General features: G+C 40.9%; 11 protein-coding genes. 3 read left to right on the forward strand and 8 right to left on the reverse strand.

The annotated features are described in order from the left end of the window. Position 1: 1 nt before the first annotated feature. Positions 2-1,042, reverse strand: a complete 1,041-nt coding sequence (locus ACK4HU_RS18945) for a Fic family protein (RefSeq protein WP_409809294.1) — start codon at positions 1,040-1,042, stop codon at positions 2-4. A 251-nt stretch (positions 1,043-1,293) separates the two neighbouring features. Between ACK4HU_RS18945 and ACK4HU_RS18950 the strand changes: the two genes are divergently transcribed. After that, entirely contained in the window at positions 1,294-2,604 is a 1,311-nt protein-coding gene (locus tag ACK4HU_RS18950) for a DEAD/DEAH box helicase (protein WP_409809295.1), read from the forward strand. A 27-nt stretch (positions 2,605-2,631) separates the two neighbouring features. On the opposite strand, the gene ACK4HU_RS18955 is transcribed toward ACK4HU_RS18950, so the two are convergent. Beyond that, positions 2,632-3,258, reverse strand: a complete 627-nt coding sequence (locus ACK4HU_RS18955; protein WP_409809296.1) for a hypothetical protein — start codon at positions 3,256-3,258, stop codon at positions 2,632-2,634. A gap of 480 nt (positions 3,259-3,738) precedes the next feature. Here ACK4HU_RS18955 and ACK4HU_RS18960 point away from each other — a divergent pair, with 480 nt between their 5' ends. Then, the gene (locus ACK4HU_RS18960) at positions 3,739-4,794 is read left to right on the forward strand and encodes a dipeptidase (RefSeq protein WP_409809297.1); all 1,056 of its coding nucleotides are present in this window, start codon (positions 3,739-3,741) and stop codon (positions 4,792-4,794) included. On the opposite strand, the gene ACK4HU_RS18965 is transcribed toward ACK4HU_RS18960, so the two are convergent. Both ACK4HU_RS18965 and ACK4HU_RS18970 read right to left on the reverse strand, forming a co-directional pair. Then, positions 4,791-5,090, reverse strand: coding sequence for a hypothetical protein (locus ACK4HU_RS18965; protein ID WP_409809298.1), 300 nt, complete (start codon positions 5,088-5,090; stop codon positions 4,791-4,793). The two genes, ACK4HU_RS18960 and ACK4HU_RS18965, sit on opposite strands and share 4 nt — an antisense overlap. Before the next feature lie 227 nt (positions 5,091-5,317). After that, positions 5,318-7,261 carry a tetratricopeptide repeat protein gene (locus ACK4HU_RS18970; RefSeq protein WP_409809299.1) on the reverse strand — a complete coding sequence of 648 codons (1,944 nt, stop codon included), beginning with the start codon at positions 7,259-7,261 and terminating at the stop codon, positions 5,318-5,320. A 239-nt stretch (positions 7,262-7,500) separates the two neighbouring features. Between ACK4HU_RS18970 and ACK4HU_RS18975 the strand changes: the two genes are divergently transcribed. After that, positions 7,501-8,643, forward strand: a complete 1,143-nt coding sequence (locus ACK4HU_RS18975; RefSeq protein ID WP_409809300.1) for an acyl-CoA dehydrogenase family protein — start codon at positions 7,501-7,503, stop codon at positions 8,641-8,643. 69 nt (positions 8,644-8,712) lie between these two features. On the opposite strand, the gene ACK4HU_RS18980 is transcribed toward ACK4HU_RS18975, so the two are convergent. The 4 genes from ACK4HU_RS18980 to ACK4HU_RS18995 are packed head-to-tail and all read right to left on the reverse strand — an operon-like array spanning position 8,713 to position 11,472. Beyond that, positions 8,713-9,507 carry a 5'-methylthioadenosine/adenosylhomocysteine nucleosidase gene (locus tag ACK4HU_RS18980; RefSeq protein WP_409809301.1) on the reverse strand — a complete coding sequence of 265 codons (795 nt, stop codon included), beginning with the start codon at positions 9,505-9,507 and terminating at the stop codon, positions 8,713-8,715. After that, the gene (locus ACK4HU_RS18985; protein WP_409809302.1) at positions 9,498-10,799 is read right to left on the reverse strand and encodes an NCS2 family permease; all 1,302 of its coding nucleotides are present in this window, start codon (positions 10,797-10,799) and stop codon (positions 9,498-9,500) included. Before ACK4HU_RS18985 ends, ACK4HU_RS18980 begins: the two co-directional genes overlap by 10 nt. A 38-nt stretch (positions 10,800-10,837) precedes the next feature. Further along, positions 10,838-11,272 (reverse strand): PIN domain-containing protein, encoded by a 435-nt coding sequence (locus ACK4HU_RS18990; protein ID WP_409809303.1) that lies wholly within the window; start codon positions 11,270-11,272, stop codon positions 10,838-10,840. Continuing rightward, entirely contained in the window at positions 11,269-11,472 is a 204-nt protein-coding gene (locus ACK4HU_RS18995) for a hypothetical protein (RefSeq protein ID WP_409809304.1), read from the reverse strand. Before ACK4HU_RS18995 ends, ACK4HU_RS18990 begins: the two co-directional genes overlap by 4 nt. Between the last annotated feature and the right edge of the window lie 47 nt (positions 11,473-11,519).

An 11,519-nucleotide genomic window follows, 5' to 3' on the forward strand; every position in this document is an offset into this window, starting at 1 on the left:
TTTAAAACACCGAATAGTTGGTTCCAGCCCCAGCTCCGTGTTTCTGAATAAGTTTAGTCTTGAGAAAATCAGCCAAAATTCTTTTGACAGTTGGATTTGGGATCTCCAGTTTTTCAGCGATTTCTCCAGACTTGCATCCTGGGTGATTAATTATGAAAGTTAGGATTGATCTAAAACGAGGTGATAAACTCGCCTGACTACCACTTGCTTCCAGTTTTTTAAGAAGTTGTCTTTGAATATTGACTAATGCCGAAAAGAAAAAAATGATCCATTCGGTAATATCTTCATTCGGTCTTTTGGATTGACACGTTCTCAGAACCCGGTAATATTCATTTTTCCGACTTTCAATTTCATGCTCCAAACTCACATATTGGATCCAATTGTATCCATTTTGAAGTAATAAGAGCGTACTTAAAAGTCTACTTAATCGGCCATTTCCATCCTGAAATGGATGAATGCTCACAAATTCGTACGAAAAAAGTGCTGACTTGACTAATGGATGCGTTTTTTTGTCTTGAGCATACCAAGACACTAGCTCACTCATCGCATCACCTGTTGGGAATCCAGGTTCCGTGGTTTTAAATATAATCTGCTTGGTACCGTCAGGGAAATTAGCCTCCACCGCATTGCTATGTTGTTTGTAATCCCCTTTGTGCCATTGATCCTTCTCACTGTAATTCAATAAGAGATTGTGAAGGCTTTTTAGGCTATTTTCTGAAATCGAAATCTCATTAAAAGATTCAGATATCAGTTCCAATGTTTCAAAATAACCGACAACTTCCTGCGAGTCTCTATCCTCCAGTTTAGAAATATTTATATTTTTAAGTAGAACCTCTACTTCCTCATCACTCATCGCTGAGCCTTCAATTCTGGTTGAAGCACCCACACTTCTTATTGTAGCAAAACTTTTTAGCTGCTTGAGACTCTGACCTTCTTGTTTTTCGATTGTCGACCAAGAAGCATCGAAGCGATCTATTTCGCTAATAGCATTCACTAGTTCCCAATCCAGATTGAGTTTGAAGGTATATACTTGGGTTTTCATGTTGCTAAGTTCAGGAATTTAAAACGATTTTGATACGATTTGATACGAAAATATACGATTTTGATACGCTTTTTATAATAAAAAAAACAGAGACATGATACGATTTGATACGAAATTAATCGATAATGATACGATCAATAGTTATTAAAAAATTGTGTCACTTGAATAACTATTTAACCATGACATCAAAAAGTCATTCTCGCTCGAAAATTTCATCCCGCTTTAGATTTTCAAAAACCTACCTTTGCGTCATGTCTACTCCTCAAAAAAACCAAGCAGAGATCCTTTCGAAACTGGGAATTGCCCAATTGAATCCGATGCAGCTTGCTGCTCAAAAGGCCATTGAATCTTCTAATGAGATTATTTTACTTTCACCAACCGGTACAGGTAAAACTCTGGCTTTTCTGCTTCCACTGATTCAACAGCTTGATTTGACTTGCGAGGAAATCCAATTGGTAATCATCGTTCCTTCTCGGGAATTAGCGATTCAGATCGAGCAGGTCATGCGGGAAATGGGAACTGGATTCAAAGTCAATGCAGTCTATGGTGGACGTGCTGGTTCAAAGGACCGAATAGAGATCAAGCATAGACCGGCAGTTTTGATCGGAACACCTGGAAGAGTGGCTGATCACTTGAGAAGAGAAGCTTTTGACACTGCTTTTATCCAAACACTTGTTCTCGATGAATTTGACAAATCGCTGGAAATCGGTTTTGAGAGCGAAATGAAGGATATCCTAAACCTTCTTCCTAAAGTGAAGAAAATGATTTTGACTTCGGCGACTCAAGGAGTTGAAATCCCGAGGTTTGTCGGATTGAAATCCCCCCTTACCATTGACTTTTTGGAAGATAAAATCTCACAACTACAGATCAAAAAAGTACTTTCGCCAACCAAAGACAAGCTGGAGATTTTGGTCGATTTAATTGCCCATTTAGGCGGTCAAAACGGGATCATCTTTTGCAATTTCAAGGATTCGATTCAGCGCGTGAGCGATTGCCTGGAAAACAATGGGATCTCACATGGGATTTTTTCCGGAGGAATGGAGCAAACGGATCGCGAAAGATCCTTAATCAAGTTCAGAAACGGAACCCACCAAATCTTACTGGCTACCGACCTTGCTGCGAGAGGAATCGATGTGCCTGAAATCAAGTTTATCATCCATTACCATCTTCCGCTGAGAAGCGAAGAATTCATTCATCGAAATGGTCGGACTGCTCGAATGAATAGTGACGGAACAGCTTACGTTCTCCATTATGATGGGGATTCACTTCCCGATTTCATTGGAAATCTTCCGGTTGAAAAACTAAACAAAGCCAAACTTCCCGGCCCCTCCGAATGGAGCACCTTATTTGTGTCCGGTGGACGAAAGGACAAAATCTCCAAAGGCGATGTTGCAGGACTTTTTTTCAAACAAGGTGGACTCTCCAAAGAAGACCTTGGCGTGATCGAACTGAAAACGGATTGTACTTTTGTGGGAGTAAAAACTGCAACTTTGGAGAAACTTTTGCCCAAAGTCAACAATATGAAACTGAAGGAAAAGAAAGTAAGAGTGACGGTGATTTAGAAACTTGGCAATCAATTCAAGGAGGCCCTAATACCTAGAATTGGATTTTCGAGAAGGCTGAAGAACCCCGAGCAGAAGTTGAATATCAAATCCATAGGCCATGTTTTTTGAGTTGAAGTTGGCGTAAGGGCTGAATCCAAATCCTACCACCTTGCCTAGAGGTATTTCAAAGGTGGGTTTGACCATCCATCCTATCCCGGAGTCCCTTTCTGATTGAAAAGTGTAAGTTCCTAGTATTACCCCGGCATCAGTGACACGTTGAAAATTAACAGAGTTTCTGAATCTATTGATCGAAGGACCTGTGAGGAGATTTAATCGAAAACTTCCTTCATCCCCATCCAAAAGGATCATTTTACCCACTAAAAATTGATAGCTCGTAATTTCATCTTTAGGATTGGTCAAGCCTCTAGTGAGTAAACCTAAAATTCCACCGGAAAAATCATCAGGCTTATTTTTAGCACCTCTAATACCAGTCTTAATTCCGATTTGAGCAGACCAACTCCGTTGAAAAGCATAGTTAAAGTTGATGTCAAGTCCGCTGTAATTCCCCACTGTGGGACCCAAACCTAGATAAAGGCTATTATTCTCGGCAAATTGTGCACTTGCTAATCCGGCCCATAGCGTAATAAGAATAATAAGCAGGAATTTCTTCATGGAATTGGGAATTAGAGATTGTCCTTTGACTGATTGGCAAAAAGACAGTCAAGATCACGGGGAATGTGGTGTTTACCGATCTTTAAGATTTTAAAACTCGGTGATTTTTATTTTGATACTCTTACCATTTCAGTAGAAAGTGGGTGATGCAAGTATTTAGACATGAAATCGAGCCTGCCTGAGGCAGACAGGCATGACCCAAAGCGACACACAGTGGTATGATCATAATGCATGCGAAGATTCCATGTGGCCATTAAAAAACAAATTATAAACACATGAAATCAAGCATGACCCTGTCGGTGTCACACAGAGGAATGATCATCTGTCATGCGAAGATTCCATATGGCCTTTGAAAAAAAATTATAATCATATGAAATGCCCATGAGAAAGGTTCTCACACAGGGGAATGATTATTTTGGGCATTCCATATGGCCTTTAAAAATCAAATTATAATCATATGAAATTTATTATATTGAAACTATGGACCGAAATAAGTTTTTGAAATATGTAGGTGCTTTAGGGGCTGCATCATTACTACCTGATTTAAGTTTCGGTCTTGGGATGCCAATCTCCAAAAAACACCCAATTTTTGATTTGCACTGCCATACAGGTAGATTTTTCGCCAAAGGAAATGAGACTTATCCGGGAGATGGAGCTTTTTCCAAATCTGTATCTGAAATGAATTTGGCTGGTGTCAAAGGTGTCTTTATTAGCATTGTCTCTGATTCAAATATGCTTATCCGGACAGACAAGGGTATTGAAGTAAAAGAAACTCTACCGAAAGGAATGGCATGGGAGACCTACAAAATTCAACTTGAGATATTCCAGAACTTAATTCAAAACCAAGCTGCATCTATAGGCTATTCGTCTAAGGATATCAACAAAGGAATGGAAGTCAAATTCTTTCTTTCTTGCGAAGGAGCAGACTTTGTCGAGGAGGACATTGATCGGATAGATGAGGTCTACGAGTCGGGTGTCCGTTCCGTTCAATTGGTTCATTATGTTCCCAACAACGTCGGAGATCTCCAAACCGCCGATCCTCTCAATGGGGGACTTTCTGACTATGGAAAGTCTATTGTGAAGCGACTGACCGAACTGGGAATCGTTATCGATTTGGCGCATGCTTCTTTTGATACCGTAAAAGGAGTAGCAGAGGCCACTGGTGCACCGCTTTTGCTCTCGCATAGTATTTTGGCAGATGATCCCAATCGCCCGATTGCAGTTAGAGCTTTGAGCCGAGACCACGCCAAATTGATTGCTGAAACCGGAGGACTTATTGGGGCTTGGCCATCGGGTTTTTCAAAGGATTTCGACGATTTTGTGGAAAATACTCTTCGATTAATTGATGCCGTCGGAGTTGACCATGTCGGCATCGGAACGGATATGGATGCAAATTTCAATCCGGTGATTAATGATTATTTTGGAGTGGAAAGATGGCTGAAAGCCTTATCTACCAAAGGTTTTTCAAAATCTGAAGTTCAAAAAATTGGTGGTGGAAATGCCAAAAGGTTGCTTGAGCAAGTGTTGAAAGGTTAGTTATAAGGAGGTTTAGATTCCCTTCCTTTCATTCCCTGCACCTGAAGATTGATCACTTCCAGCTTTTCATCCGTTTTTTCTTTTATCTCTCTTAGTTGGCCAAAAGAATTTGAAAGTGATTGAGATCGATTGATTTCCAGATTTACCAGTTTTTCAAAATCTTTGAGTCGTTGGATCTGTATTTTTTCCTGCCGGGCATATTCTCTGAAAAGCAAATAGTGGAGTAAAATCAAACTTCCCACTACCAAAATGGCAAGTATCCCCAAAACCCCATATTCAACATTTGACACCAGCATAGTTAGCTCCTGAATCCTCAAAACTAACTAGGCCATAGTTCAAAGAAAATACGACAAACGGCCTACTTTTTGGATTTGGCTAAAGCCCCATTGAAGTCATGATTTGCAGTGGAAAGGGCTAAAGCCACATTCCTATTGATGGAAATGAATGGTGGCCTAAGTCTATAAATCCCCTCCAGCTTCAGCTGGAGCTCAAAAATTCTCCATTTTCCTTAGGTTTTAGCCAATCATTTATCTACAGGCCAAACTAACAAAATAGAAGTACCTGAACCTGCTCCAGATTGAATTTCAAGACTTCCTCTGAGTTCCTCAGCACGTTTTCGCATGTTATAGAGTCCATTTCCAGGGGTAATCTCGGATTCTTGAAACCCCTTTCCATTGTCATGGATATTGACCAATATTTCCTTTCCTGTTGAGTCTATTTTGATTTCCACTCGATCTGCCTCTGAATACTTTATGGCATTTTGGACCGCTTCCTGCACGACTCTGAGAACTTGAATACTTGTGGCAGAAGCTATGGTTGTATCAGGATTTATTCGATCATTGATATCATATTCAAAAACAATGTTTGAAGCTGATTGCCCAGCTTTTCGCACATAATCTCGAATCCGAGAAGAAAGCTCTTCCCAAGTCAAAGACCCACTATTCATCGCCCAAATCGTATCCCGAAGTTCGGTAATCGTCTGTTTTGTAAAATTGGCGATGGTATCATAGCGTTGGGTGAGTTGCTCCTTGATTGGCTCGAAGTACTTGAGGTTTTCTATGGCAGAAATGATAAAAGTCAACTGAGCACCGATGTTATCATGGAGATCTCTCGAAATTAACATCCGTTGCTCCTGAAGTTTGTTTTGGGTTTCGATTTGTGCCAAAGCGGCTTTCAAGTCACCCTCTTGTCTGAGTTGCCGATTTTTGAGCTTTTGCTGATTATAGAGCAAATAACCCACTATCCCAAGGCCGAGGGCGAGTATTAAGGAACCGAAAATCAACAGGTTTTGGTTACTGATCTGCAGCTGCTGTTCTGCGATTTTCAGATCTTTCAATTCTGTTTGATATTTAGTTTCAAGGTCTGCCACGAGCTCTTTGGACTCCTTTTCCACCCGACTTCTATAAGTTTGCTGATAGAGATTGGCATAAATCCTAGAACTGTCGGGCTTTCCGAGAGAGGCATATACTGAAACTAACTCAAAATAAGGGAACAATACGTCTTCATTTGAACCTTGTCTTTGGAAGTTAGCAGCAGCTGAAAGAAGTAGCGGTTTTGCCTCTCTGAACTTTCCTTGGGCATTAAGAGCAGTACCTAAAGCTGTCTCCAAAGCAGCCACTTCGTATTGAGAATTTACCTGACGGGATATAGCAAGACCTTTTCTAGCCACTTCTTCGAGCCTATCTAATTCCCCTTTTTCCATAAGAAAGAAAGCATAAATCCGGTAGGAAATTGCTTGATTCATCACATCTCCAAGTTCAGTGGATATGCTAATTGCTTTTTGGAAATAGGGTTCTGCGAGCTCGAATTCCCCCAGGTATTTGTGAATAGTCCCGAGATTGTTGTATGTACCTATGGCTGAACGAAAATCTCCCAAAGTTTCACGAATAGCAATCGACTCTTTGTAAGCCTTCATGGCCTTTTGGTAGTCAGGAAGATTTTGATAAATCACCCCTAAATTATTTAGGACTGCAGCTTCATTCAGCTGTGCTTTGGCTTTTTGAAAAATCGGAAGTGCTTTCAAAAAATAACTTATCGCAGAGTCCGTCTCATATTCCCGTTGGTGAATAAATCCCAAGGCATTATACGACTTTGCCATACCCAGTGAATCCTGGATTTCAGTTCTGATTTCCAAGGATTTCAGGTATAATTTTTTTGATTCCTCTAGGTCCCCCTTCTGCAAAATCCCACTACCCAAATCAGAATATGCTTGAGCTAAAATCTTTGGATCTTTTGCCTCCTCAGCTTTTTTCACCGCCAAGTGACCAAAATAAATAGCTGAATCCAAATTAATCGCGGCATACTGCCAGCCCAGCTCTCCATACATATTTGCAAGCTGTTCGGCAGGTAATTTTTCCTGAACTCTTATCAACAGACTATCGATGATAGTTCGTGGATTTTGAGCAAAAACTTCTTTGCCGATCAAAAAAAACAGGGCGAGAAGAATCTGTGAAAGGCGTGTTTTCATTGGCTAGGTGGTATTTGAGAGAAATAAGTTAAAATCAATCCATTGACAAGAAATTTACAAATTGTCGGCAGATTGATTTTATAGGCATAAGTTAAGATTGACTTTTTAAAAATTCGGAATAACATCGCTATTTTTCTAAAAAAATCAAAATAAAGGTTCGTTTCGACTGATTTGGAGAAGTAAAACTTATTATAAAACTTTAGAGTTCTTAATTAGAAATATAAACCCAAGTTTGCCTCATGTTTGATTTTAATTTGAATGAAAATCAGCAAATGATTGCTGATATGGTCCGGAGTTTTGGTGCCAAGGAGATAGCCCCCTTTCGCAAAGAATGGGATGACAATTCGTACTTCCCCATCGAGGTCTTAAAAAAATTAGGTGAGTTAGGACTTATGGGAGTTTTGGTTCCTACCGAATACGGAGGATCAGGGTTTGGCTACAACGAATACGTAACAGCCATTTTGGAACTGACTAAAATAGACCCATCTGTTGGTCTGTCAATGGCTGCCCACAATTCCCTCTGCACCGGACATATCATGATGTTTGGCACAGAGGAGCAAAAACGAAAATACCTGCCGAAACTTGCCACCTGCGAATGGCTTGGGGCTTGGGGCTTAACCGAGCCCAATACAGGTTCCGATGCCGGAAATATGCGAACGGTCGCCATTAAAGAAGGTGACCACTACATTCTAAATGGCGCAAAAAACTTCATCACTCACGGAATTTCCGGAGATGTAGCAGTAGTAATTGCGAGAACAGGTGAAGTGGGAGACAGTCACGGAATGACAGCTTTCATTATCGAAAGAGGAACCCCTGGCTTTAAAGGAGGGAGAAAAGAAGACAAACTCGGAATGCGGGCGTCAGAAACCGCCGAGATGATTTTTGAAGACTGTAAAGTTCATGAAAGCCAAGTACTCGGGGAAGTCGGGGATGGATTTATTCAATCGATGAAAATTCTCGATGGTGGAAGGATTTCCATTGCGGCACTTTCGCTGGGAATAGCAGAAGGAGCCTTGGATGCATCCATTCAATATTCCAAAGAGCGCCACCAATTCAACAAGCCGATCTCTAGTTTCCAGGGTATTTCCTTCAAATTGGCAGAAATGTCAACCCAATTGGAAGCGGCAAAGCTTTTAACATTCAAAGCTGCAGATCTGAAAAACAAAGGCCAAAAAGTAACTTTAGCTGGTGCTCAAGCCAAATTATATGCATCTGAAGTTTGCGTTTCGATCTCTAATGAGGCTGTGCAAATTTTCGGAGGATACGGTTTTACTAAAGATTATCCGGTGGAAAAATTCTATCGTGATTCCAAACTTTGTACCATCGGTGAAGGAACTTCAGAAATCCAGAAATTGGTGATTTCGAGGGAACTTCTTAAGTAATCTTTCCAATACCCTTCGACTTCGCTCAGGGTGACACCAATGTCAGGCTGAGCGGAGTCGAAGCCCTTTTTATAATTCCTCCAAAATTCCCATAACCAATCGTGCGGAATTGACCGAGGCAGGCCCTACAAACTGATTGAAATTCACCCGAGCGTTATTATTCGCATTGTCGCTACAACTGCGAATAATGACAAACGGAATTCCCAATGTCCTGCAAATATGAGCAATCGCAGCCCCTTCCATTTCGGTGGCTAAGGCATCAAATTCTTCATACAGCCAAGCAGCTTTTTCATTATTACTGACAAAAACATCGGCGGTGGCAATGACTCCTGCGAACACCTTGGGTTTCCTTCCTGAGATTGGAACAAAATCAATTTTATCCGCAGAAAGAATGCTTTTGGCAACTAATCCAGCATCTGCTTCTATATATAATTCTTCATGCCTTCCACCATCCAATTTTCGAAAAGGGGAAACATTGAATCCTGTAGAATCAATTTGACCAAAATCGTACTGGACTAATTTAATACCTATCACAATGTCTCCGGGTAAAGCCTCAAAATGTAATCCTCCGGCCACTCCGGTGAAAATCAGAAGTGAGGGCTTGAAGTTTTCTGTCAAAATAGCCGTGCTATAGGAAGCGTTGACTTTGCCAACTCCGGCTTTTAGGATAACAACCTTTTTGCCCTTCAATTTCCCGGTGTAAAAATCAATACCTCCCTTGTTTACTTTCTTGGAAGACTTCATGGAGTCGAGCAATATGGCGATCTCCTGATCCAAAGCTCCCATGATAGCAATGCGTTGGGCTTGGATAGCAAAGGAGAAAAAGCAGAATAAGCTGAGGATTAGGAATTTTTTTATATCCATAAGAAGAAAAGCGAAAGTACACTGATGATGGCTAGGATGGGATTGATGGCTGAAGTTTTTCCAGTAATCAGTTTTAAAATTGTCCAACTGATAAACCCAAAGGAAATGCCCACCGATAGGCTATAGGTGAACGGAATCAACACTATGGTAAGAAAAGAGGGAATCGACTCCTCAGGATCAGTCCAGTTGATCTTCATCAATGGAATCATCATAAAGGATCCCACCAAAACCAAGGCAATTGAACTCGCGATGGAGGGAATCACAGACAGCAAAGGCGAGAAAAACATAAAAGGCAAAAAGAGCAATCCTGCCGTGATGGCTGTAACTCCTCTTCTTCCTCCTTCTTCGATTCCCACTGCCGATTCGATGTAAGCTGTCCCAGAACTGCTTCCAACAAGACCTGCAAAAAGGGTAGCAAAGGAATCGGTCAGCAAAGATTTTCGCATGTTTCGGGGATTTCCGTCTGGATCCTTTAACCCGGAGGCCTCCGCCAAACCTACGAAAGTGGAGATCCCATCAAACAAAATCGTGAACGTAAATACAAAAATCACTGGGATATAGGCATAGCGCAGCGAACCTAGAATATCTGCCTTTCCCACCAAGCTGAAATCCGGCCAAGCAAATAGTCCAGTATAATTGACCAAGGTGGATACTCCAAAATTGATGGCAGAAGCATCTCCCCAAAAACGCCCAATCGGCCAAGCCAGAGCCGTTGTGAAAAGAATCCCGTAAATGATAGCTCCCGAAATCTTGCGGATTAAAAGTCCTCCGGTAAATAGAAAGCCGGTCCAAAAGGTCAATGTCGTCGGGTCTTTGAACATCGCCATTCCAACCAAAGTCGCTGGATTGTCAACGATGAAATGTGCATTTTGAAAGCCAATAAAACAGATGAAGAGACCGATTCCTGCCGAGACTGCATGTCGAAGTGCTGACGGAATTGCCTGAATGATTTTTTCCCTGGTTTTAAATACTGAAAGCAAAAGAAAAATCACTCCTGACCAAAATACTGCACCCAAGGCCTCCTCGAAACTCAGCCCAAACCCCATTACGGCGGTATAAGTAAAGAATGCATTGATTCCCATTCCTGGAGCAACAACTATGGGATTTTTGGCATAAATCCCCATCATCAAACTACCAAATGCCGACACCAAAACTGTTGCTGTCAGTACTGCGGAAAAAGGCATTCCTGCCTCGGCTAGAATCGCCGGATTGACGATGATGATGTAAAAGCAGGCCAGGAAAGTGGATATTCCGGCTAAGATTTCAGTTTTGAGGGAGGTTTGAGCTTTCATTTGGGCGAAAAAGGTAAGCAATAAATCCAAAGACTTTTTTAGGATTTCATGTCTAAAAGTTGATTTGTATCTACCACCCAAGTGATCCCGAGTTTTTCCAAACCTTTTTTCAATTTTTTGTCTCCTGTCCAAAGAATACAATCCATTTCTATAGCCAATGCCACAAAAGGAGCATCGAATTCATCAATTCCTTTAACAAGTGAAATTGCTTTTTCCCAAGAATTTGGTCCAATTCCCTCTAGATCAATCATTTTTATTTTCGATAAGATTGATCGTTTCAAAAAACCCAAGTCACCTTCCGTTAATTCCGAAATTAAACACAGTTTTTGGTTATGCTTTTTAAGCTCATCCAAAATGAAACTTGGAGCAAAAAAAGTGAACTCTAAAGATGGATTAAAAAGTAAATCACTGATTTTTCCATTCGGATTTAGGATTGCACTAAAAACCACATTAGTATCAACTACAACGTTCACTTCACAAATTTGGCTTTATTTTCATCCCACCAAGTTGACTTTGATTCTTTGGCTAATTCATCAAGCTGGGTTTGAGAAGCTTTACTTTTGGATGCTACATTGCGAAATTTGACATAATCCAAAATCTGTTGCAAGCCAGGAAGATCAGTTCCCGCTGGAACTCGAATCACTATTTCCTTATCTGTTCGTTCGATTTGCATAGTTTAAATATATAAAAACCTTACCAATAACCCTGTAATTCAGGGAA

The organism is Algoriphagus sp. (assembly GCF_046296635.1).
Taxonomy (GTDB): Bacteria; Bacteroidota; Bacteroidia; order Cytophagales; family Cyclobacteriaceae; genus Algoriphagus.

Coding starts and splice junctions, on each gene's coding strand:
- ACK4HU_RS18975 (WP_409809300.1), top strand. CDS start 7,501: ATGTTTGATTTTAATTTGAATGAAAATCAGCAAATGATTGCTGATATG.
- ACK4HU_RS18980 (WP_409809301.1), bottom strand. CDS start 9,507: ATGGATATAAAAAAATTCCTAATCCTCAGCTTATTCTGCTTTTTCTCC.
- ACK4HU_RS18995 (WP_409809304.1), bottom strand. CDS start 11,472: ATGCAAATCGAACGAACAGATAAGGAAATAGTGATTCGAGTTCCAGCG.
- ACK4HU_RS18955 (WP_409809296.1), bottom strand. CDS start 3,258: ATGAAGAAATTCCTGCTTATTATTCTTATTACGCTATGGGCCGGATTA.
- ACK4HU_RS18950 (WP_409809295.1), top strand. CDS start 1,294: ATGTCTACTCCTCAAAAAAACCAAGCAGAGATCCTTTCGAAACTGGGA.
- ACK4HU_RS18960 (WP_409809297.1), top strand. CDS start 3,739: ATGGACCGAAATAAGTTTTTGAAATATGTAGGTGCTTTAGGGGCTGCA.
- ACK4HU_RS18945 (WP_409809294.1), bottom strand. CDS start 1,042: ATGAAAACCCAAGTATATACCTTCAAACTCAATCTGGATTGGGAACTA.
- ACK4HU_RS18965 (WP_409809298.1), bottom strand. CDS start 5,090: ATGCTGGTGTCAAATGTTGAATATGGGGTTTTGGGGATACTTGCCATT.
- ACK4HU_RS18985 (WP_409809302.1), bottom strand. CDS start 10,799: ATGAAAGCTCAAACCTCCCTCAAAACTGAAATCTTAGCCGGAATATCC.
- ACK4HU_RS18970 (WP_409809299.1), bottom strand. CDS start 7,261: ATGAAAACACGCCTTTCACAGATTCTTCTCGCCCTGTTTTTTTTGATC.